Origin of the sequence: Luteipulveratus mongoliensis, from assembly GCF_001190945.1 — a bacterium.
GTDB lineage: Bacteria > Actinomycetota > Actinomycetes > Actinomycetales > Dermatophilaceae > Luteipulveratus > Luteipulveratus mongoliensis.
This window is the reverse complement of the sequence record NZ_CP011112.1, coordinates 1,381,296-1,402,972: the sequence shown is the minus strand read 5'-3', so window position 1 is coordinate 1,402,972 and position 21,677 is coordinate 1,381,296. Positions and strand designations below refer to the sequence as shown.

The 21,677-nt window shown below is 68.0% G+C and carries 16 protein-coding genes; 5 read left to right on the top strand and 11 right to left on the bottom strand.

Annotated features, from left to right (window positions below):
- Positions 1-138: 138 nt before the first annotated feature.
- Positions 139-2,091 carry a neutral/alkaline ceramidase gene (locus tag VV02_RS06560; RefSeq protein ID WP_052590534.1) on the bottom strand — a complete coding sequence of 651 codons (1,953 nt, stop codon included), beginning with the start codon at positions 2,089-2,091 and terminating at the stop codon, positions 139-141.
- Between the two features lie 126 nt (positions 2,092-2,217).
- Between VV02_RS06560 and VV02_RS06555 the strand changes: the two genes are divergently transcribed.
- Complete coding sequence (locus VV02_RS06555) at positions 2,218-3,462, top strand: phosphodiester glycosidase family protein (protein ID WP_083449969.1); 1,245 nt, start codon at positions 2,218-2,220, stop codon at positions 3,460-3,462.
- A gap of 121 nt (positions 3,463-3,583) precedes the next feature.
- Here the strand turns inward: VV02_RS06555 and VV02_RS06550 are convergent, their stop codons facing one another.
- The 4 genes from VV02_RS06550 to VV02_RS06535 are packed head-to-tail and all read right to left on the bottom strand — an operon-like array spanning position 3,584 to position 7,155.
- Entirely contained in the window at positions 3,584-4,231 is a 648-nt protein-coding gene (locus VV02_RS06550; RefSeq protein WP_052590533.1) for a YigZ family protein, read from the bottom strand.
- Between the two features lie 23 nt (positions 4,232-4,254).
- The gene (locus VV02_RS06545; protein ID WP_052590532.1) at positions 4,255-5,061 is read right to left on the bottom strand and encodes an alpha/beta fold hydrolase; all 807 of its coding nucleotides are present in this window, start codon (positions 5,059-5,061) and stop codon (positions 4,255-4,257) included.
- A complete protein-coding gene (locus tag VV02_RS06540; protein ID WP_052590531.1) occupies positions 5,058-5,936 on the bottom strand; it encodes a Rieske 2Fe-2S domain-containing protein in 879 nt (292 codons plus the stop codon). The genes VV02_RS06545 and VV02_RS06540 overlap by 4 nt, the downstream gene beginning before the upstream one ends.
- A gap of 1 nt (position 5,937) precedes the next feature.
- Positions 5,938-7,155 carry a flavin monoamine oxidase family protein gene (locus VV02_RS06535; protein ID WP_083449967.1) on the bottom strand — a complete coding sequence of 406 codons (1,218 nt, stop codon included), beginning with the start codon at positions 7,153-7,155 and terminating at the stop codon, positions 5,938-5,940.
- A 104-nt stretch (positions 7,156-7,259) separates the two neighbouring features.
- Between VV02_RS06535 and VV02_RS06530 the strand changes: the two genes are divergently transcribed.
- On the top strand, positions 7,260-8,333 hold the full coding sequence (locus tag VV02_RS06530; protein ID WP_052590529.1) for a cytochrome P450: 1,074 nt from the start codon (positions 7,260-7,262) through the stop codon (positions 8,331-8,333).
- Positions 8,334-8,447: 114 nt separating this feature from the next.
- Here VV02_RS06530 and VV02_RS06525 read toward each other — a convergent pair whose 3' ends face one another.
- Positions 8,448-8,813: a hypothetical protein gene (locus VV02_RS06525; protein ID WP_052590528.1), complete on the bottom strand. Its 366-nt coding sequence runs from the start codon at positions 8,811-8,813 to the stop codon at positions 8,448-8,450.
- A 269-nt stretch (positions 8,814-9,082) separates the two neighbouring features.
- On the opposite strand from VV02_RS06525, the gene VV02_RS06520 reads away from it, so the two are divergent.
- Genes VV02_RS06520 through VV02_RS26315 form a run of 3 tightly spaced genes read left to right on the top strand, consistent with a single transcriptional unit; the run spans position 9,083 to position 11,483 of the window.
- The gene (locus VV02_RS06520; RefSeq protein WP_083449966.1) at positions 9,083-10,444 is read left to right on the top strand and encodes a cytochrome P450; all 1,362 of its coding nucleotides are present in this window, start codon (positions 9,083-9,085) and stop codon (positions 10,442-10,444) included.
- Entirely contained in the window at positions 10,441-11,289 is an 849-nt protein-coding gene (locus tag VV02_RS06515; protein WP_052590526.1) for a class I SAM-dependent methyltransferase, read from the top strand. Before VV02_RS06520 ends, VV02_RS06515 begins: the two co-directional genes overlap by 4 nt.
- On the top strand, positions 11,286-11,483 hold the full coding sequence (locus VV02_RS26315; protein WP_157063299.1) for a hypothetical protein: 198 nt from the start codon (positions 11,286-11,288) through the stop codon (positions 11,481-11,483). Before VV02_RS06515 ends, VV02_RS26315 begins: the two co-directional genes overlap by 4 nt.
- A 97-nt stretch (positions 11,484-11,580) precedes the next feature.
- On the opposite strand, the gene VV02_RS06510 is transcribed toward VV02_RS26315, so the two are convergent.
- From VV02_RS06510 to VV02_RS06490, 5 genes are read right to left on the bottom strand one after another with little or no spacing between them, the layout of a single operon-like run.
- A complete protein-coding gene (locus VV02_RS06510) occupies positions 11,581-14,541 on the bottom strand; it encodes an NHLP bacteriocin export ABC transporter permease/ATPase subunit (protein WP_052590525.1) in 2,961 nt (986 codons plus the stop codon).
- Complete coding sequence (locus VV02_RS06505) at positions 14,538-17,003, bottom strand: NHLP family bacteriocin export ABC transporter peptidase/permease/ATPase subunit (RefSeq protein ID WP_052590524.1); 2,466 nt, start codon at positions 17,001-17,003, stop codon at positions 14,538-14,540. Before VV02_RS06505 ends, VV02_RS06510 begins: the two co-directional genes overlap by 4 nt.
- Position 17,004: 1 nt before the next feature.
- Positions 17,005-17,832, bottom strand: coding sequence for an HlyD family efflux transporter periplasmic adaptor subunit (locus tag VV02_RS06500; RefSeq protein WP_052590523.1), 828 nt, complete (start codon positions 17,830-17,832; stop codon positions 17,005-17,007).
- A complete protein-coding gene (locus VV02_RS06495; protein ID WP_052590522.1) occupies positions 17,832-19,241 on the bottom strand; it encodes a SagB family peptide dehydrogenase in 1,410 nt (469 codons plus the stop codon). Before VV02_RS06495 ends, VV02_RS06500 begins: the two co-directional genes overlap by 1 nt.
- Entirely contained in the window at positions 19,228-21,510 is a 2,283-nt protein-coding gene (locus VV02_RS06490; protein ID WP_157063298.1) for a TOMM precursor leader peptide-binding protein, read from the bottom strand. The genes VV02_RS06495 and VV02_RS06490 overlap by 14 nt, the downstream gene beginning before the upstream one ends.
- Positions 21,511-21,677 lie beyond the last annotated feature (167 nt).

Here is a 21,677-nt window from a genome sequence, read left to right as displayed (position 1 = left end):
AATAGGTCAAGAGTCCCAGTCGTACGACCTAGTTGTGTGGGGCGATCCGCCGCCCGGACGCCCGAGCATCGAGACCTGATCTGATGGCTGAGGCTCTCTCGTCGAATCCTTTTGTGGATCAGCGGCACTCGGAGTCGCTCACCCTTCGGGGTGATCGACGTCGAATGCGGTCGATACGCCGACGAACGAGCTGACTCGGCCGTCGGCTCCTCGAGCATCGCCGAGGTATCGAATGCGATAGCGACCCGGTGCCGTGCCCTCAGGGATGTCCCAGGTGATTGCGATCGTCTGCCCGGAGTGCTTGTCCTCGGACCAGCGGAAGGTGGTCGACCAGTCGCTGTCGACGGCCACGGTCTCCCAGCGCTCGGGAGCACTGCTGACCTCGCGTTGCACCTCGAGATACGTGCCACCCCGGCGTAGGTCGTTGTTCGGGTAGGCCCCGGCGAACACGGCACGCGCCTGACTGCCTGCGCGGTAGCTCTCTGCTGGTTGCTCGAGCACATCGCCCGTCCGTCTGCCACTGGGAGCGGAGTCCGGTGACGTGCGCGCCTTGGCAGGCTTCTGTCGTCGTGACAGATCCGGCTCCGGCGTGCCGCGCTCAACCGAACGACCGTCGCGCAGCGCTCTGGCGAGGCCCGCGACGGTCTGCTGCAGCGCGGGCAGCTGCCAGCGGCCGAACATCGTGCTGCCGCCCTCGTAACGCTGCGCGTCGTACTCCTCGGGTGTCGTCACGTAGTGGAAGTAGCCGTTGCTGTAACCGGCGACCAGGACGTACGGAAGGTCGACGCCGAGGATCTCGGCCACCGTCCGCCTGAGGCGTAGGCCGGCGACGATGGTGACCTCACCCGAGATGCCGATCAGCACCAGCGGCCCAATCCGTAGCAGCTGCACCGGATACCGAGTCCCCATCAGCGGACGCAGCCGGTTGATCAGTCGTCCGGGGACGGCCATCGCCTTGGGCGCTTGAGAGTCCTGCAGTCGCGGCGACACGCGGTACAGCACCTGAGCGGAGACGGCGTCCAGCACCGGGTTGCGCTCCTGACGGAAGCCGGCGAAGCCCTTGCCCTCGTCCGTCCCTGCCAGGGCCGCCGCGCCGGCGATCGGACCAGAGGTCCGGTGCCTGCGGCCGTCGCCGGTGAACTCCGGTGCGACGTCCACATCGGACAGGTCGACGTAGGTCAGCGCGCTCGCCAGGCCACCGGTGACCGGGGTGCCGGGCTCGGTGCGCAGCGTGGCGGCCGCCTCGTACTGGCGGGTGCCGATGATCCGGGTGTTGTCGAACTCGTCCTCCGTGGGTCCGCTGCCGGGACGCTGGTTCAGGTTCGGGGACATGTCTCCGCTGTTGGTCTGCGCGAACGCTGACACGAACTCCGGCGGCTCTTCGGCGAGATAGTCCACGCCCTCGACGTGACGCTCCCAGTGCAGTGCCGCATAGCCCTTGTTGTCCGAGCTGATCAGCAGGTTCTGATTGGTCATGCTGGTGCCGTGCGTGGCGAACCAGTTGATGGCGCCAACCAACGTGCCGTTGCGTTCGATACGCAGCAGCGTCGTCTGCGGGTCGATCGCCGATGCGGGGAAGAACGCCCGATCTGAAGATGGATTGCGGTCGAAGGCGACGCGCGAGCGGTTGATGCTGGCGTCGTGCAGCTCGCCGCGCGCGAGAGTCAGGTCGGCAGGTGCGACATCGGCGTGCGCACGTTGGACGGCTTCGACGATGCCGTCGACGATGGCGCCGAACGTCTGCGGGTGAAAGCCGTTGGACAGGTTGTACAACCCGTGGTGCGCGTACCCGCCGGGACCGCAGTGGGTGTGCGTGACCGTGAGCATCACGTTCCGCTCGGTGTACTGATCCCCGTACTCCGCCGCGAGCCGAGCGAGCACGGCCTGATGCACGCTGGCGAACATCAGCGGAAGGTCGCAGACGACCAGCAGCACCCGTTCGGCCCCCTGCGCGAACACGAAGGCCCGCGCACGCAGTCGAGTGTGGATCCCCGCTGAGCGCTGCCACGACTTGCCGTATCCGAGCAGCTCACACTCGGCAGCTTCGCCAGTGACATCCGAGATACCGCGACCGACAAGAAGACCGTCCATCCCGCGAGCCTACTTGGTCAAATGTCCGGGTCGTACGACCGATAGTGCACCGTCGCATCTGGATGTTCGCTGAGGCTTCACGTCGGCTTCTCTCGAGTGGAACCCCCGGCCGTCAGGGTCGGCGGGATGACCAGGTTCCGCGCGCTCGCAGCTGCCGCTCTCTCGACCATCGCCGCCATCACCGTCGTCGCCCCTGCGCGGGCGGGGACCGATCACTTGCCGATCGGCGACGCGGACCTGCCTGAGACGCGTACGACGTCCACGTTGGCGCCCGGTGTCACCGTCACCTCGATCGTGCGTGGGGACACGCCGGCAGACCCCGATGAGATCAACACGACGCCGCGCGGGCCTTGGGTCGTGAAGGTGCTCACCATCGACCCGAAGCGCGCCCGCGGGCGACTGCTCTCGACGTACGGCCCGGATATTGCGCGGACCGAGAAGCCCACCGAGCTCGTTCGCCGGGCGAAGGCGCTCATCGGGGTCAACGCGTCGTTCTACACGTTCTCCGCGAGCAAGGACTACCCCGGTGACCCAGTGGGCCTCGGGATATACGGCGGTGTGCTGCACAGCGAGCCGACAACCGATCCGACGGAGTCCGACCTGGTCTACGACTCCGCATCTGGTCGGATGCTGATCGGGCATCTGCGATGGAGCGCCACCGTGACACATCGCGACTCGCACCGAAGGCTCGCACTAACCGCGGTCGACCACCCGCCCGTTGTGCCTGATGCGTGCAGCACGCTGCCGGACCAGACGCACTGCACGACCGACGGCGACCTGGTCCGGATCAGCAACAGGTTCGGTTCCTCCACGCCCAAGGGTGCGGGAGTCGAGGTCGTGCTCGACTCCCGTGGCTGCGTCGTACGGACGGCATCGACTCGCGGCACCGCGCTCGCGAAGGGTCAGTCGAGCCTGCAGGCGACCGGTTCCGACGCCAAGGAGCTGAAAGATGTCGTGTCCCACGGCTGTGTCTCTGTCACGCAGGACCTGCGAGACGAGCGCGGGGAGCGAGTTCCCTTGTCCGGCAACGTATCCGGGGTGAACGGCCGCTTCCAGCTCACAGCCGGTGGCAAGATCGTGGTCCCCAGCGGCAGCGGACCCCTCTTCGGCCGCAACCCCCGCACTATCGCCGGCAAGACCGATGACGGCAAGACGGTTCTCGCGGTCCTCGACGGACGGCAGACCACCTCGGTCGGTACCACGACCGACGAGACCGCGGCGGTCGCCCACAGCCTTGGTCTGGTGGACTCGATGAACCTCGACGGCGGCGGGTCCGCCACCATGGCCACGCAGGACGGTCCGCTGAACCATCCGGCCGGCAGTGGTGAGCGCGCTGTCGGCGACGCCCTCGTCTGGATCCCCCGCCCCTGACCCGCCCGTTGCTGGTCGAGTAGCCGGAGCGCCAGCGGAGGCATATCGAGACCGGGCTACCGCGAGCGCTCAGTCTCCCTTCGAGTCACCAGGTCTCGATACGGCTCGGCTAGCGCCTCGCCTACTCGACCAGCGGGGGCGGGGCGTCGATCCAGGACTCACCGTGCAGGTCGAGAGTCGCGCGGCCGCTCGTCGCGGCCGCGACCCACTCTCGCGCTTGACTGAGTTCCTCGGGACGTACGCCGACCCGCACCGTGGCGAGCGCTGCGTACTCCGTGCTGAGGACGCTGAGGCCACGTGACCGCAGCTCATGCTCGACCCGACCCGCCTCGGCATGGTCGACGCTCACCGTCCCGAGCAGCATGAGCTGCCGTGACACCAGGACTGCGTCGTCGAGTGCGAGGCGAGCGGCCTCGGCGTACGCCCGGACGAGCCCGCCGGCGCCGAGCAACGTGCCCCCGAACCAGCGCGTCACGACGGCGACCACGTCACTGACCTCGCGGCCGCGGAGCACGTCGAGCACGGGCGTACCCGCAGTGCCGGACGGCTCGCCGTCATCCGAGGAGCGCTGGATCGCGCCGTCCGGACCGAGGATGAATGCCGAGACGTGGTGTCGCGCGTCCCAGTGCGTGGAGCGCGCCCGATCGACGACCGCGCGCGCTGCGGGCTCGTCGGCGACCCGCTCCACCCGACAGAGGAACCGCGACCGCTTCGTTTCGTGCTCAGCCTCGACGCTGTCGCGCACAGTGAGGTAGGTCGAGCGCGTCATCCAGCCGAGCGTACGGGGTCAGGTCAGGCGGATGACGGGGCCAAAGCGACGGCGGACGGGAGGAACTCCGCGATCAGCGGAGCACACACCTCCGGCAGCTCCAGGAGCGGCAGGTGCCCGGCGTCCTGGATCCGCCGCACCCGGCATCTCGGGACTGCCGCCCGCAGCCGATCGGCATTGGTCACGAACCGTGGCATGTCCTGCTCCCCAACGATGACCAGGGTCGCGGCGGCGATGCGCGCCAGGTCCTCCTCAGTCTGGACGGAAGCGAACATGCCACCCATCGATCCGCTCAAAAGCTCGTCGTACGAATGAGCTTCGACGACGGCGCGGACGGCGGCGAGTCGCGCCGGATGGCTGTGCAGACCCGTGAAGATGTCCGGTGGCGCGCTCATCCAGATCTGCGTCAGCCAGCTCGGCCGCATGCCGGCTGCCTTGGCGCGCACGAGCTGGGTCATGCGATCTCGTGCGGCGTCGTCGACCGCCGGCTCGGAGATCGTCGGCGCGGCCAGCACCAGTCGCGCGACCAGCTCCGGATGGTCGATCGCGACCTGAAGCCCCACTGACGAACCGAACGACATCGCCACCAAGGTCCGGCTGCCGTGCTCGGCCATGACGCGCGCGACCTCGCGCGCCACCGCACTGAGGTCGTCGGCGGGTGACCCGGGTCGGGACGCGCCGTGCCCTGGCAGGTCCACGCCGATGTGGTGCCCGGGCAGCCGCGACCACAGGTTGGCCCAGACATCGCTGTTCATCGTGTAACCGTGCAGCCAGGTAACGGCCTCGCCATCAGCCGACCGGAGCTCGTGCGTTGCCAGCCGGGGAATCATGAGTTCTCCTGATGCTCAACAGTTTCCAGCTTGGGGAACTTGTCGCAGAACTCCCAGAACGATCTCAATGCGTCATCAGCCGCCGTCAGCACCGGGGTGATCGTCTCGTCGAGGTTGTTCCACACGACGAGGTCCTGCTGGAAGCCCACCTTGGTGCCGATGGCCCACGTCCGCCACAGCTCGCCGTCCTCGTGGCGAACGGCGTAGCCGATGCGGGTCTGGCACCCGTCGGCGCTCGGGACGGTGCCGGTGATGATGACCTGCGTGCGCTCACGGAACCGCAGCTCCGTGACCACCAGCGTCGGGCTGAACGCGCGTGCGAAGAACGACGCGTCACCCGCGCGACCCATCGTCCCGGTCATGACGATCTCACCGTTCTCGGACGGCGCGATGCGGAAGCCGGACACACCAGGCATGTGATGCAAAGTCTCGAAATGCTCTGCGTCGAAAGCGTTCTCGATGACCATCGGCCCGCTCGCACGCACCGGCTCGTTGATCACCTCGACGAGGTGACGCTCTTCGGCGTACGCCTGGATCAGGTCTGCGAAGCCGAGCTCGCCGTCGAGGCCCTGGCCGAAACGTACGAAGAGCATCTCGCCGATCAGCATGGTCTCGTGCTCGCTGATGCTGTACGGCCGGTCGGGCCGGTCGATGGCGACGCGGCGGCCGTGGAAGGGGCAGACCACACAGTTGCCCGACACCGTTCCGCCGTGGCCCAGGTGGGCGCCGCGGTGAGGACACGTCGCGTCCAGCACCCGGATCGAGCTGCCGTCGCGAATCGTCATGAGCCGTCGGTCGCCGAACGCCAAGGGGCTCACGCCCTCGGGGACCTCGCGGTCATACGCGGCGAGGTACCAACCAGCATGTGTGCTCATCTCATGCGCTCCTTTCCAGAATCTCCGCCGCCGAACGCTCCCCGGAGAGCAGCGCCGCGTCGACGAAGGGTGGTTGGCTGCCGGCGGCCGTCGACTCGCCGGCGAAGAACACTCGGTCATCCCACGGGCGCCGCCAGGTCTCGACGTCGCGTTCCCAGCCCACGCGCGGGTAGGCGAACACGCCTCCAGAGAACGGATCCGCGCCCCAGTCCGCGATGGTCAGGTCCTCGAGGGCACAGCCGGCCGTCCACGGCAGAGCTGTGCCGAGACGCGTTCTGAGCGCCTCCACATCTCCGAGGAGCGCCCGAAGCGCCGGCGTACCAGCGCCTTTCGCATCGACCGAGACAACGGACGAACCGGTGAACGTCTGCACGAACCCGAGCGGCCCTCCCGCATCGAAGACGAACTCATCGCGCTCGGCCGGGCGACTCAGGCGTACGGCCACCGAACACCCGTCGCCGGCAGCGAGCCCCCTGGCTGCCTCTCGCTTGTCTTCGGCACCGACGAGCTTGAGCAGGCCCGACACGACGACCGACGGCGGCACACTCACCACGCACACGTCGGCACGCAACTCGTCCTCGCCGAGGTCGAGCAGTACGCCGTCGCGCTCGACACTGATCGAGCGCACCGGGCAACCGGTGCGGATCTCGAGACTGTTGGCACGGTTGTCGACCACCGCGGAAAAGCCTGTGGTGAAACGGAACTCGCCGTCGACCAGCCCCTTGTCCGCGTGCGCGAGCGCTGCCCCGCGGGCACTCATCTCGTCAAGGTCTGCGGACCAGTTCTGCTCCAGCCAGGAGCGAACCAAGCGCTGATGGTCGGCGTTGCGCGCCGTACGCGCACCCCACGTCGCGACCGTCTCTTCCGCAGGAAGCTTGCCCGCCTCGGCCGTGAGCTCGTACTGGGCGCGCATCGGCAACAGCCCCGCGACCGCGAGCATCCGGGGAGCGAGCAGGGTCTCGCCCTGAAGGAAGTGCCCCCGGGCGGCGCGAGGAACGGGCTCGCTCGGCACCCCCAGAGTGAGCGCCGGACTCCCCGACCCGTGCACCACGTGCGCACCGAGCTCGACGGGAGGCTCGCCAGGCGTACGGACCGTGCGGACCCGGCCACCGATGCGGTCCCGACCCTCCAGCACCTGGACCGACCACCCGGCCTCCTGCAGCCGGCGCGCGGCGGTCAGTCCGCTGAGCCCGGCCCCGACAACCACTGCGGTACTCATCTGCTCCCCTTCCGGGTACGTACGTCGTGTGCTTGCGTGCGTAAGTCCGCCGACCGGTCGTACGCATCGGGCCTGGCGCGCCGAGTGCGTGATAGTGCTGTGCCATGAACGAGCAGAGGCAGTCCGTTCGCTGGGACGACCGCGGCCGGGTCTGGTTGATCACTGGGCACGCGGCCGCTGTGGAGACCTTGCGCTCCAAGAGCTTCTCCGCGGAGGGCGGTCAGCGCGAGCGCGGTGCCGCGATCAAGCTGCCTCCGACGATGCTCAACACCGACGGTGCGGCCCATCAGAGGCTGCGTACGCCGGCGGCGAGCCTTCTCGGCGTACGCGCCACGGCACAGCTGCTCGTCCGATCGACGCCGCGGATCAGGGAGATCATCGCGGACGTAGACAGCGATCTCGACGCGCTCGAAGGCATCGGACTTCCTTGCGCCACAGCGGTATTCGCCGAGATGCTCGGCCTGCGGGCGGACCAGGTGGCGGAGTTCGAAGAGGTCGCCGCGGCGGCCGGTGAGGTGCTCAACCCGAGCGTACGAGGGGCGGCGGCTGCGCGGTCGGCCGCCGCTATGCCGCGGCTGGCCAAGATCGTGGCGGAGCGTCTTGCCTCGGCCGGTCCCGACGACCACCTGCACGCGCTGGCGACCGACAACCGCATCGATCGTCGCGAGCAGGTCGGCGTCGTCATTTTGGCGATCGTGGGCGGCTGGCAGCCGCTGGCCGACTTCATCGTCAACGGTCTGCCGCTGCTGCTCGAGGAGTACGCCCGCGTCGGGACGTCGGTCCTGGACGACCCGGAAGGGCTCGAGTCGGAGCTGATGCGGCTGCATGCGCCGATCCCGCTGGTCAGTCGAGTTGCGTTGCAGGACACCGTGATCGACGGACAAGCAGTCGAAGAGGGTCAACGAGTCGTCGTGATGCTGTCCGAGGCCAATCGGGACCCGGCCGTCTTTCCCGAACCCGACGCGATCGACGTACGACGCGACCCTTCCCTGCACCTCGGGTTCGGTGCCGGCAGTCACTACTGCATGGGCGCGATCCTGGTGCGTGACGCGTCCGCACTCGTCCATGAGGTGCTCCTCGAGCTGCATCCGAAGGTGCGGCCGGTGAGTGACCAGTGGTCCTGGGAGCCATCGCTCATCCCACGGCGGCTGCAGCCTTACCGGCTGTACCTGCGCTGAAGTCCTGCGCTTGAAGGTCCTGCTTCAAAGTCCTGCAGAAACGCCTGTGGTGGATGGCACGCGCGAAGCGTGCCATCCACCAGCGTGCCCGGTCTGCACGGGCGTGAGGGTTGATCAGGTGCAGCAGCAGCAGGGGCAGCAGTAGAAGTCGCCGCCGGCCACACCGGCCAGCTCGTCCTCGTTCAGCTCCGCCATGTCGACCTGAGGGCTGGTCGGGATGTGGAACTCGTACACACCCGTCTTCTGGCCCTCCTCGAAAAGCGCAACCTGGGTGTCCAGGGTGCCCTGGTGACCGTCGGAGGGGTCGCTGCGGTCGACCTTGATCTTGGCGTCGGCCGGGAGCTCGATGCCGTTCTCCGCAAGGGCCGGACGCGGGTCCGACTCCAGCTTGGCGGCGAACTCCTCGTTCGACCACGCGGCGATCAAAGTACGGGTGTAGGCGCCGACGAAGTCTGCGCGAGCCTGCTCGGAGAGTGCCATGACTACTTTCCTTTCGTCGTGGGATTCCTGCGATGAGACTGTGTGACATTTGCTTTGCCGGCAGAGCCATCGTGTGCCGGTCGGGGCTGCGAGCAACAGACTTCAACGACAGTTCGGAGGCGTAATGCGTCCCTGCGAGTTCCGTTACGTATGAAGGGCACTCATGAGGTCTGAATACGTAATGGGACCGGTCCCCAAAGTGACGTCTTGTGACCCTCTCGACCCCCTCGTAGCGTCGACAGCAACCGACTACCCGGGGGCGGGCACGCATGAGCGCATCAGCGACGGATCTGCACGGGAGTACGCCGCCGGCGAGTGTCGGGCAGTGGCCTCCTGGCCCCAGCGAGCCGGTCGACGGGCAGACCATGCGTGGCCGCCCGCTGGAGTTCGTCACGGACCTGGCGACGTCGTACGGCGACATCACCTCGCACCTGCTGCACGGGCAGCGGCTGGTGATGGTCCACCACCCCGACCTCGTCCGGCGCGTCCTGCGGGACAACGGCCACGGCTACACCAAGCAGGGCACTCCGGACGACATGATGCTGCGCCCACTGCTCGGCAACGGGCTGCTCACCAGCAGCGGTCGCGACTGGGAGCTGCAGCGCAAGATGTACGCGCCCGCGTTCCGCCCGGCGCGCATCACGGCATACGACGAGGTCGTCACGGACTGCACGCAGGCGCTGGTGAAGCACCTGGCGGAAGCCGCCGAGTCCGGCGAGCCGCTGCCGATGGACCACCACCTCACCGGGCTCACGCTCGGCATCCTGATCCGTGTCATCTCAGGCACCGACGTAGGCGAGATCGGCAACGGTTTCGGTGAAGCCGTCGACGCCGTCAACCGGTTCATCGGCGAGTTCGACCCGGCAGCCGGCGGCGAGGAGCAGGCGAAGGAACGGATGCGTGCGTATCTCCAGGCGCGCAAGTTCCTGCATCTGGTGACCGGCACGCTCATCGCCGCACGCAACGGCCAGCGCGCGTCCGCGGACGACCTGCTCGGCCAGATCATCGGCGCCGACCACATCGCGTCGACCGATGACCTGCGCGACCAGGTGCTCACGCTGATCATGGCCGGCCACGAGACGACGGCGAAGACGCTGACCTGGGCGCTGCACCTGCTGGACCAGCACCCCGATGTCGCGGATCAGCTGGCGGAGGAGGTGCAGCGCGTGGTCGGCGATGGTGTCCCGGACGCCTCTCACTTCCCCGACCTGCAGCTGTGCCGCAACGTCATCTCGGAGTCGATGCGTCTCTACCCGCCCGTCTGGCTGATGAGCCGGCGGTCGGTGGCGGACGACGAGCTCGGCGGCTACACCATCCCGGCCGGCACGTTGGTGTCGATCAGCCAGTGGGTGTTGCATCACGACCCGCGCTTCCACGAGGAGCCGTACGCATTCCGTCCGTCGCGCTTCGGGCCGGACGCCCCGGACATGCACCCCTTCAGCTATCTTCCGTTCGGCGGCGGGTCGAGGGTGTGCATCGGTCAGCACCTCGCGATCTTCGAGGCCACGCTCGTGCTGGCCATGCTGTCCCGCTTCCGATTCAGCGTGACGCCCGATTGCGTAGTGGAGCCCGAGGCCCTGGTGACCATGCGGCCACGAAATGGCCTGTCCACCAAGGTGACCCGACGATGAAGACCGGTTCCTACGACCCACAGGACACGTTCGGGTCCGGCCTCACCGACGAGTCGGACCGCCTGGACGCGCAGGCCCTGCTGTCCGCGCCCGCCGAGCTGGACACGCTCGCCGCGCTGGGGGTACCGGGACGGACGATCGTCGAGATCGGCCCCGGCACGGGCGCTTTCCTGGCCCAGCTCGTCGAACGCTTCCCCAGCCACGCGGTCAGTGGCCTCGAGCTGAACCCCGACCTCCGTCGTACGGCCCTGGAGCGAGGACTCGACGTGACCGCGGGCGATGCGTACGCCCTGCCGTACGCCGATGCGTCCGTCGATGCGCTCGTCTACCGCTTCGTCTTCCAGCACCTCCAGGACCCGGAGCGTGCGCTCGCTGAGGCGCGTCGTGTACTGCGCCCCGGAGGCGCCGTATTCGTGATCGACGTGGACGCCAGCATGTGGGGTGCAGTCGAGCCCTGCTTCGCCGAGCTGGCTTCTGTCCAAATGAAGTTCGCTCAGGCGCAGCACTCACGAGACGGCGACCGACTGGTCGCGCGACGCCTCTCCAGGACCATGCGGGCCGTCGGTTTCCCGCAGGCGGTGACGACGCCGTACGCCGTCTCGACCGACACCCATGACGTCCAGGACTTCCGCCCTCACCTGGGTCCGGAACGTCTGGCTCCACTCGTCGCCTCGGGTGAGCTCTCCCTGGCTGACGTGATGGTCGCGACGCGGGCGTGGGATCAGCTGGTCGCTCACGAGGCGCCCTGGGTCCTGCTGCTCGGCTTCGTGGTGTGTGGCCGGCTGGCCCTCGATGACATCTCCGACGACAACCGATCACTATCAGTGAGGAGAGATCACCGATGAAACCCGCCAACCGCAGGCCCTTTCGCGTGTTCTGGGCCATCTTCGCGTTCATCAGCTGCATCTGTGCGCTGATCTCGCTGACCCAGGCACTCGCGGACAGCCCCGTCGACACGACTCACGCAGCGCTCCTGCTCGGAGTCACCCTCGTCGCCGGCATCCTCGGCTACGCCCTCATCCGCAAACCCAAGTTCTAAGGGCCGCCACCGCCCCCGCACTGACTTCGGCCGACAGTGCAAGCCGCGTCGCTTCCAAATTCTGGGTAGCGACGCGGCTTGCACTGTCGGCCAAGTTCTAGGCGGACATCTGGCGGCGGGCGAGGCGGGAGAAGACGCCGTCCTCGTCAGCCAGCAGCTCGTCGTACGTCCCCTCCTGGACCACGTGGCCGCGGTCCAGCACCACGATCTTGTCGGCGTCGGCGACCGTGCTCAGGCGGTGGGCGATGACGATGCGAGTGGCGTTCAGGCGGCGGGTGCTCTCGGCGACGATGCGCTGGGTCGGGTTGTCCAGCGCGGAGGTTGCCTCGTCGAAGCAGACCATGCGAGGTCGGGCGATGAGCGCACGCGCGATCATCAGCCGCTGACGCTGACCACCCGACAACGCGGTCGAACCCTCCGAGACCACGGTCGCCATCCCCATCGGCATGGCCTTGATGTCGTCCTTGAGGCCGGCCATCTCGGCAGCCTCCCAGGCGTCCTTCACGGTGAGCCCGGACGTACCCAGGATGTTGGAGCGGATGTTGCCCGGAGTCAGACCGCCGCCCTGGAGGACGACGCCGCACTGCGAGCGCACTGATCGGACGTCGAGCTCGGACAGGTCGAGGTCATCGAAGAGCACACTGCCGTTCTGCGGATGCTCGAAACCGAGGATGAGCCGCAGCAGCGTGGACTTGCCGCTGCCGGACGGGCCGACGATGGCGACGAACTGGCCGGGCTCGGCCGTCAACGACACGTCCTCGAGGACCAGGGGTCCGTCGCCGTAGCGGAACGTCACACCGGCCAGCGCCACCTTGCCCGACAGCTCGCCGGGATCGACTGTCCCAGAGGAAGACTCGGGCTCTTCGCGCAGGATGCTCTCGATCTCGGAGAGCATCGGCACAGCCGCCAGCGCGAGGATCGCGGCCGACGTGAACTGCAGCACCGACGCGATGAGCAAGTTGAGCGCGACGAAGACCGTGAGGAAGCTCGCGGTCGGCACCGAGTCACGCCACAGCCCGCCGACGAGGGCGAACAGCACGATGGAGCAGACCAGCGGGAAGCAGAAGTTGAACGTCACCAGGATGTTCTGCGAGCGACGCAGCTCCATCTTGCGCTGCCCGTGCGCGAGGTGGAGCGTTGACCACTCCCGCAGAGCGCGGTCCTCGGTGGCCGAGACACGCAGCTTCGGGATCGAGGTCAGGAACTGCAGCACGAGCGCGGACAGCCGCTTCTCGCCCTGGTAGACCTTCGCCTGCTCACGGACCGTGCGCTTGCCGACCACCCAACAGACCAGCAGCGCCACCGCCACCAGACCAGCGGCCACGGGCGCGAGCCGTGGGCTGTAGTAGGCGATGACGAGCAGGTTGAGCAGTCCGCTGAACAGGCCGAGCGTGCTCACGGTCAGCGGGCCGGTGAGCAGCTCCTGGCTCCGGTGGACGCCGAGCACCTTGGTCGACAGCGAGCCGGTCGACTCCCGCTCGAAGAACGAGACCGGCAAGGACAGCACCTTGCTCCAGACCGCAGACTGCATACGCGCGACGGTGCGACCCGAGACGCGCAGCACGGACAGGTTGATGACGACACCGAGCACGGCGGTCGCGATCGCCGTGACCATGACGAGCAACGCACCGCTGACGACCAGGCTGCGATCGGCGTTCGACACGAAGGTGCCGAGCACGCGGCCGGTCATGATCGGCACCGACAGCGTCAGCAGGCCGGCGAGGAACGCGAGCACGACGGTGCGTATGAGATCGGAGCGGTTGCCCTCGAGGCCGTGTCGGATCAGCGCACCGGTGCTGTCCACGGAGCGCGGCAGCTGCGGATAGATCTGGTACGCCCGGTCCCCGACCACGCTCTGCGTCTTGCGGCCGACCTCGACCACGGGATGCTCGCCGGTCGGGTCGATCATGTAGTACGACGATCCGTGGCGCAGCAGGGCGACCGGCGCCGTGCCGCCGGCACGCGTGCCGATCAGCGGGCCGTTGTCCTTCTTGTACCAGTTCTTGGTCAGCAGCACATCGCGCGAATGTGCTTGCGACGCATGGAGAATGCGGCTCAGCTTGCGCGCGTCCGGGCCACCTCCGAGTCCGGACAGCGGCAGTCGTACGCGCATCCCGATCTGCTGCGCCACCAGCCGCAGCGCGCCGACGATCGGGTCGTCCCGCTGGACGTCGGACAGCCGGACCCGCGACTCGCGCTCGGCGAAGAAGCGCTCGATGCTGTCCGCGACCCGACCGAACTCCTGCCTGTCGACCTCCGCCGCCGCCTGCAGCACCTCGGCCTCGGCGACGTCTCCGGTCGCGACGTGCGCGTCGACGCCGACGAGGTAGCACTCCATGTGCTCGCGCAGGCTCGGCCAGAGCTCGCCGTGCACGAGCAGGTCAGCGGTGCCTCGCGCGACCAGCCGGGTGTCACCCTCGGCCAGCAGCCAGTCGTTCTTGGGCACGAACAGGCAGCTGCCAGAACCGAATACGCCGAGAATGCCCTCGCCGTACCGGACCTGTCCCTCGCAGATTGACACCCACGTGGCGTCCTCGACCGTACGCGCGAAGTGGCCGTCCTCCACCTCGACCTCGCCGCCGTCGATGGCGGTGAACTCTCGTGGCGGCAGGCCGTCTCGGACGGCAGCAGACAGCGCCGTCAGGGTGCGGTCGACCGCATCGGCCAGCTCTTGCTGGGCCATCCGCCGGGCGAGCACGGCCACCTGACCTGGGAGCGTCGTACGCCCCTGGTCCCATGACGACTCGAGCTCGGCCAGCGGGAGCCGGGCGAGCGAGGCCTCCGCGCCGATCCGGGCGACGAGGCGATGCTGGGGTCCCTGGCCCGCGGTCGGGATGAGACTCCCGCCCTCGATCCGGCACAGCCGCCGCCAACGACCGCTCGGCGTACCGTCCACCAGCTTGACCGCGAACAGGTCCAGGTGACCTTCGAGCAGGACGTACGCCGCGCTCGTGTCGTCGAAGACGAAGACGGTGCCGTCCGCCAGCTCGAGAGGGACGGCGACCTCGGTGGCCCAGGTGGACAGCCGGCTCAGCCGTGGTCCGCTGACCATCGTCATGCCGCCACCTCCTCGTTGTTCTCGGTGGCCTTGATCAGGTTGGGGTAGATCTGGCCGTGCTGCAGGAGGTGGTCGTGGGTGCCGCGCTCGGCGATCCGGCCCTTGTCCATCACGAGGATTTCATCGGCGTCCCTGATGGTGGAGAGGCGGTGCGCGATGATGACCGCGCTGCAGCCGCGGCGGCTCAGGTTGTCCATCACCTGCCGCTCGGTCTCGGGGTCCAGCGCGCTGGTCGCCTCATCCATCACGAGCACGGTGGGCTGGGCCGCGAGAGCGCGAGCGATCTCCAGCCGCTGCCGCTGGCCGCCTGAGAGGTTGCCGCCGTTCTCACCGATGCGCGCGTGGATGCCGCCCGGGCGGGCCGAGATCGCGTCGTGGATCTCGGCATCCTTGAGCGCCTTGATCACGACGTCGTCGGGCATCGACTCGTCCCACATCGAGATGTTGCTCTTGACCGTGCCCTCGAACAGCGTGATGTCCTGGTCGACGTAGCCGATCGAGGCGGCCAGCACCGTGCGCGGATAGCTGCCCAGGGGCCGACCGTCGAATTCCAGTGAGCCACCTGTGGGTTCGACGAGACCGGCGATCAGGCGACCGACCGTCGACTTGCCGCTCCCTGAAGTACCGACCAGCGCGACGCGCCCACCAGGCGCCACCTCGAAGCTCATCTCGGCGATGATCGGCGGCTCGCTGTCGGAGTAGCCGAAGGCCACCTTGTCGGCCTTCATCGCTCCGGAGAGCCGGGTGCCGACCGGGCCTTCGGTCTGGGTGAAGCACGCGTCCACCGGGTAGTTCTCGACATCGCGGAGCCGGGCGATCTCGGTGCCCAGGCTCTGAATTCGGCTGCTGAGGTTGGTGAGCTCGATGATCGGCCGGTTGAACCCCGCCATCAGGCTCTGGAACGACATCAGCACGCCGACGGTCATCGCCCCGTCGATCACCCGCAGGCCACCGAGCATCAGGATGAAACCGGTGTTGATGCTGGCGAGCAGCGGCGGCACGACGGCGATGATGACGGTGGGTACGCCGATGCGCTGGTTGGCGCCGACGACCTTGGCGTAGAAGCCGGCCCACCGCATGTGCGCGGTGTCCTCACCGGCGGTCGCCTTGATCGTCTCGATGGTCTGCAGCGTGTGGAACGTCGTCCCGATCATGTTGCCTGTGTCGGCGTTGATCGAGTCGTTGATAGCCCGCCTGGCGGAGATAACCCGTTGCAGGAGAATGACATTCGCGATGGCGGTGCCGATTCCGATGCAGCCCAGCAGCACGTCGTACCGCATGAGGAAGACGGCGTAGAACACGACCAGCAGCAGGTTGACCGCACTCACCGTCAGATCGCGTGAGACCACCTCGGCGACCCGGTCGTTGAACGACACCCGCTGGTTGACCTCAGCCGCCTTGCGCTGCAGGAAGAACCCCACGGGCAGCCGGAGCGTGTGCCGCAGGAATCGGGTCGAGCTCACCAGAGAGACCCGGGACTCCCAGCGCATGAGGTACTGCCGCTGCACCCCGGACAGGAGGAATGCGACGGCCACCGTCACGACCATGACCCCGATGAGCGGCCACAGGTAGTCCGGTGCCATGCCCGACAGCACGCTGTCCAGGAAGACACGGTTGAACGCCGGCCCGATCACACCGGGGATGACGAGCAGCAGGCTCGCCACCAGGACGAGCGGCATCGTACGACCGGAGCTCACACGTCGCTCCCGCAGCGCCCGAGTGACGCTGGGCCGGCGCCCACCCTTCGCGAAGTCAGGTCCAGGCTTGAAAAGCAGTGCTACGCCTGTGAATCCGGCATCGAACTCATCCCAGGACATCAGCCGTCTGCCACCGGCCGGGTCGTTGACGCTCACCACGATCTGGTTGAACCGGCGCGCGAAACCCTCGACGACCATGAAGTGCTGGAAGGCCCAGAAGACGATGACCGGTGACCTCATCCGCTTGAGGTCCTCCAGCTCCATCTGCAGACCGGTCGCCTCCAGACCGTGCTGCCGGGCGGCGGCGAGGATGTCGCGCGCGTTCGAGCCGTTGCGCGAGACGCCGCAGTCGGCACGCAGGCGCTCCAGCGGTACGACCCTGCCCCAGTAACCGAGGATGATCGACAATGCGGCGGCACCGCACTCGACCGACTCCATCTGGATGGTGACCGGTGTGACGAACCGTCGCGGACGACGTGGCCGACCGGCCGCGGAGTGGAGGAACTCCTCGTGCTCGTCGAGATCGTCCCGCTCGCCTGGCGTCTCGGGCTGGTTGCCGCGTGTCAGGACCCTTCCGAGGACGCCCCATCGGCGACGAGCCTTGGTAGCCGGGCCTGCCGACGGCTGGTCGGCCACCTTGGCGACGGCCTCCTGCTGGGCCGCGCTCCGGCCCCAGTCCCCTGCCGGCTTGCTCGCCTCGCCCTCTGGGCGAGCCGGCTTGCTCGCTTCACCCTCCGGGCGAGAGGGAGTCGGTGTCGCCGGCATGTCACTTCACGCCCAGGAGTACGTCGAACGGTGTCCGCGAGCCGAGGGAGAACTCCGCTGAGACCACGCGTTGCGTCGTGAGCTGCACGGAGCGTCCCGTGACGGCCGTCCAGTCGTAAGTCGAGTCCACCTTCTTGAGAGCGACAGTCACCGCGGTCACCGAGCCCTGCGAGCTCAGCTCCTTCGCGTTGCCACTGCTCCCAACCAGAGCGCGTACGCCGTCCTCGTCGACGGGGTACGCCCCCACGTCCTCGACCGTGCCGCGCAGCAGACCGAACCGCGCCTTCGGGATCCCGTCGACCGCAAGGTGCACGTTCATCCCCTTTCGGATGGCGCCGGCCTTGTCGCTCGGCACGAACACGTAGGCGATGATCGGGTCGTTCGCACCTTGCCTTCGCTCCAGCGTGATGACCTGTCGGCCGCGACTGATCAGATCGCCAACAGCGGTGCTGACATTGATGACTCGGCCATCGAAGGGCGCCTTGACCCAGTGCGGCCCAACGGGCGCTGAGGCGCCGGCGGTGCCGTGGCCGGACACGACGAGCAGGGTCTGCCCGGCTGTGACCACCTGGCCCGGTTGCGCCTTGATCTCGGTCACCGATCCCTCGTAGGGGCTCGAGAGCTGATGCGTACCACCGTGACTGGTGAGGAATCCGGGCGCCGACGTCGTCAGCGGCAACCGACCCGTCACGGCCCACAGACCAGCGCCGATCGCCAGGATCAGGACGACGAAGACCGACGTCCACCCGCGTGGATCGACCAGGACGACCGGCCGGTCGAGCTCGTCCGGCTCTCGCATCTTCTGAAGCGCGCGGCCACGGAACTGCATCAGCTGCTCCCGTCCGGCTCGGCCCCTCGGCTGCCCACGGTGATCTCGCCGACCGTGGACAAGGAGAACGGGTCAAAACCACTGACATCGTTGAAGACCGGCGACAGGCCGGCCCCGAGCGCACAGGTAGCCAGCCCCATCGACTCCGCTGCGAGATAGACGGACTGGAACATGACCCCGACGTGTTTGCAGATGAGCGAGTAGCCGATCGACTCGTACTTGTACATCAGCCGGTCGAAGCGCGCGCCAAGGAGCAGTACGACCTGGGGCCGCTGTCCGTCCGGCATCAGTGACGCCGATGCCGCTGACTCGCGCAGCTGCTCCGTCCGCGGGTCCTGCTCGGCGATCAGGTCGAGCTGGTGCGCGGCGCCGTCGTAGTGCCACAGCCCGGGCTCGATCCCGTCGCACAGGCCGACCAGCGGGAACACGTCGATCTCGTGGATGGATCCACCGGATGGCACCGGCCGGTCGAGCAGCTCTTGTCCATCCGAAGCCGTGAACTGCCTTCGTATCCGGGCGATCCGGTAGAGCAGCTCACCCAGCTGGTCAGCCGTGATTGGACGGTCGTCGTCATGCACGCGACGCGACCGGCGCGACTCCATGACCTCGGCGAGCGGCGGGTCCGAGCGTCGTGCCGCCTCCAGGTCTGGGACCGAGAGGGCAAGTGAGCGGAGCGGCTGCGTACGCAGGGCGGCCGGTGGCGCCTCGACTACTCCTGCAAACCGATACGTCCCGGCAAAACCGGCCACCGTACGCGGGTCTCGGCTCTGCGTGTGCATCGCCCACTCTGCCGGTGACCACCAGCGTTCGGTGTCGTCGTCCTTCGCGGCCGTGGCGACCTGTGCCGTGAGCAGCGCGCGCACGAACCACGTCCAGACGGGCGAGTCCGCCTGAGCAGTAACAACATCCGCGTTCTGCGCCAGCTCACCCCACATCTTGAGAGCGCGGTCAGACAGGTGCAGCTCGACGGCACTGGTGGGAGCCTTCGCCCGGACCCGCCCGTCCAGGGCGGTGAGCGTGGCCAGGCGCGACAGTCGTACGGCACCGAGGTCGTCCGGCAGGCGCATGAGCTGGCTGGAGCCTGACCCGACGACGTGCACGGTCAGCAGCGGAGCGCCGTCGACGACGAGCTGCCGATCGATCGCACCCGCCCTGTCCAGGCGGTCCAGCAGCGCATTCCACTGCAGGAGACCCGCCACGGAGCCCGCACGCTCGACTGCAACTGTCAGGTCGCCCACCTCGCGCGGACCGACCGAAAGTGCTTCAAGGGCAACGCGTACGCCGGGGTTGGACGCTCGTAGAGGGAACTGCCCGCCACGGTGACGCAGCTCGTAGCCGCCCTCGCCAACAGCGGCGAGCGAGGTGCCGCCGGCCAGCGCGAGGAGCTCGACGACCTCAGAAGAAGACATTGCGCGGGTTGAGGTCGTGCTCCGATGTCGGAGCGTCCAGTCGTCCGAGGCGAACCGGCACGTCGTACAGGCGGCCAGGACCCGTGCGCCGCCAGAAGTGGCGCATGCCCGGCACGATGACCTTGACCACGGACAGCTCGATCTCCGGCCGGCTCAGGTCCGCCACCACGACGTCGAGGCCGCTCTGTCGCGCGGCCTCCACACAGTGCTCGATGCAGTCCACCAGGTCATAGCTCTGCATCTGCGGGAAGCTGTCGATCCGAGCCAGCGGAATGCTGGGATCGGCTTGCAGCCAACGGTTTTCGCCGAGTCGCACGGTCCTCGCCCAGCCGATCATCTCCGGGTCGTCGCCGAGGTAGACCGTGTTGCCGTCCTCATCGCGTCGACGCACGACAGGCAGGAACTGGTTGAGCTCGGTCAGAGCGCGCATCACGGCGATGTTCGCGTCCGGGTGGGCGCCAAACCCGACCATGATGTCCTCGACCTCGTGGTCGCGCGCCGAGCAGGCGGCGAAGGTCGGGATGCCCAGGTCGGAGGTCAGGTCCAGGACCCAGATCGAGCGGTCCATCGACGCGTAGTAACCCTGCATGGTTGCGATGTAGGGGTCATCGATCGAGGAGAGATCGACTCCGCGAACGGGCGTGCGGTTGTACCACCAGATCGCCACCGCGTCCCGCTCGACGATCTCGCAAAAGCCTTGCAGAATCGCCTCTTCGAGCGTGTTGCCACTGGCACTGCCGTTGGAGTCGGAGATGCAGAAGAAGTGCTCTCGCAGGTCCGGGTGCCCGTACCAGAGGTAGGCAGCCGGGACCTCGCGCTCGCGCTGGTCGGTCAGCGACCAGACCTTGGCCCAGTCGATCGGCAGGTCCGTCCGGAACCGTTCCGGCACGAGGTGCAGCCGGTGCATCTCGTCGTCGTTCCAGGTGTCACGCTCGTCGTACTGCGCGTCCGAGTACATCGTCAGCCGGTCTGGATGGATCGCGACATCCGACGAGAGATCGTCGTACGACGCCTGCCTCACACGCTCGTCGCCGCGCCAGACCGCCGAATACCGTTCCAGCGCCTCACAAACGGCGCTGACCTTGGCCTGGATGGAGGTTCGTCCCTTGCCGCCGCTCTGCGAGCGCATGTTGCGCTTGAGGGTGTCGACGTTGTCACGCACCATCGCGAAGTTGTGCCCGGCGGCGTAGGAGTACGTGATGCCGTCCTCGGCATCGACATCGAGCCCGGTCAGCCCGGTGATCGCACCGATCGCCGGCGAGATGTGCTTCTCGAGGCGGTCGTACGTCTGCTGCGGCGTGAACATCCGGTAGCCGCCGTCAGTGGTGTTCGTCGCGTCGCCTCGGGTCAGCGTGATCTTGACCTCCGGCGTGCTCGCCCGGGTGACGTCGCCGCACTCGGGACACTGCGGCTGCCGGATCAGCTCGTGGTCCAGCGCCGCTCCGGTGCCCAGGTCGATCGAGCGCATCCGGCCGGTCAGCTCGCACCGGTCGCGCGTCGCGATCATCCGGCTGAGTGGAGCGGCAAGCAGCCCGGTCACTACCGCGTCACCTGCGACGTGGTGCGCGGACGCCGGAAGGTGTGGCGTCTGACCGGACCGCTTGCCGAGTACGTAGCGCTCGACCTGCCGGTTGGCCGCCAAGCGTTGCTGCAGGCAGCGCCAGCAACCTGTCTCGCCCGGCGCGAAGAACGGGCCTGCCCACAGCTCGCGGCCGCCAGGCTTGGCCAGACCCCAGGGCTGCTCGGCCTGCAAAAACGCGGCGTTCAGGCCGGCGAGTGCGTCGTTGAGGTAGTCGTCGGCCAGCACCAGGACGAAGTCCGCCTGCGCTTCGGCCACCTCGTCGGACGGCACGGCCCGCACCTTCAGCCCCAGCTCGCTCAGACCCGCCGTCATCGGCCCGGGGTCCACGTCGCCGACCGCGGTCACGACGACCTGGAAGGTCCGGACACCCACGTCGTACGCCGCCGCCGGGATCGCGAGCGCGTCCAGCCACTGCATGGTCTCGAGCGGCAGGTCGGGTCGGCCCTCGGTCAGGTGACCAGCGGCGTACAGACGCTGGAGGGCGCCGAACACGCGCATGATGTCGAAGCGGTCCGACAGCGCAGAGACCAGGTCCTCGACCGCACGGGTGCCGTCCAGGAGCGGGATGAGGGCGACCATCACCTGGCCCTCAAGCACGAACTGGTCCGACTCGGCCAGCAGGAAGACCCGCTCACCGTCCGTGGCCTCGACCCGGTAGTGACCTCGAATCCTTGGACGCTTCAGCACTGCCCACCACCCCGTCCGCCCGACCGCTGTCTCGTACGGCCAGTCAAGCTCCCAGCCAGAACAGGTGTACATACCTCACGGATGCGTACGGCATGCCTCACTCGCGCCTACGTATGGAGCCGAACGACACCCTGACGCGTCGGCGGCTAGGACCGCATTTCGCTTAG

What these genes read in the sequence shown, in the direction of transcription:
- VV02_RS06510 (WP_052590525.1), bottom strand. Translation starts at nt 14,541, where the DNA reads ATGACGATGGTCAGCGGACCACGGCTGAGCCGGCTGTCCACCTGGGCC.
- VV02_RS06515 (WP_052590526.1), top strand. Translation starts at nt 10,441, where the DNA reads ATGAAGACCGGTTCCTACGACCCACAGGACACGTTCGGGTCCGGCCTC.
- VV02_RS06525 (WP_052590528.1), bottom strand. Translation starts at nt 8,813, where the DNA reads ATGGCACTCTCCGAGCAGGCTCGCGCAGACTTCGTCGGCGCCTACACC.
- VV02_RS06500 (WP_052590523.1), bottom strand. Translation starts at nt 17,832, where the DNA reads ATGCAGTTCCGTGGCCGCGCGCTTCAGAAGATGCGAGAGCCGGACGAG.
- VV02_RS06550 (WP_052590533.1), bottom strand. Translation starts at nt 4,231, where the DNA reads ATGACGCGCTCGACCTACCTCACTGTGCGCGACAGCGTCGAGGCTGAG.
- VV02_RS06555 (WP_083449969.1), top strand. Translation starts at nt 2,218, where the DNA reads ATGACCAGGTTCCGCGCGCTCGCAGCTGCCGCTCTCTCGACCATCGCC.
- VV02_RS06530 (WP_052590529.1), top strand. Translation starts at nt 7,260, where the DNA reads ATGAACGAGCAGAGGCAGTCCGTTCGCTGGGACGACCGCGGCCGGGTC.
- VV02_RS06495 (WP_052590522.1), bottom strand. Translation starts at nt 19,241, where the DNA reads ATGTCTTCTTCTGAGGTCGTCGAGCTCCTCGCGCTGGCCGGCGGCACC.
- VV02_RS26315 (WP_157063299.1), top strand. Translation starts at nt 11,286, where the DNA reads ATGAAACCCGCCAACCGCAGGCCCTTTCGCGTGTTCTGGGCCATCTTC.
- VV02_RS06560 (WP_052590534.1), bottom strand. Translation starts at nt 2,091, where the DNA reads ATGGACGGTCTTCTTGTCGGTCGCGGTATCTCGGATGTCACTGGCGAA.
- VV02_RS06535 (WP_083449967.1), bottom strand. Translation starts at nt 7,155, where the DNA reads ATGAGTACCGCAGTGGTTGTCGGGGCCGGGCTCAGCGGACTGACCGCC.
- VV02_RS06540 (WP_052590531.1), bottom strand. Translation starts at nt 5,936, where the DNA reads ATGAGCACACATGCTGGTTGGTACCTCGCCGCGTATGACCGCGAGGTC.
- VV02_RS06520 (WP_083449966.1), top strand. Translation starts at nt 9,083, where the DNA reads ATGAGCGCATCAGCGACGGATCTGCACGGGAGTACGCCGCCGGCGAGT.
- VV02_RS06505 (WP_052590524.1), bottom strand. Translation starts at nt 17,003, where the DNA reads ATGCCGGCGACACCGACTCCCTCTCGCCCGGAGGGTGAAGCGAGCAAG.
- VV02_RS06545 (WP_052590532.1), bottom strand. Translation starts at nt 5,061, where the DNA reads ATGATTCCCCGGCTGGCAACGCACGAGCTCCGGTCGGCTGATGGCGAG.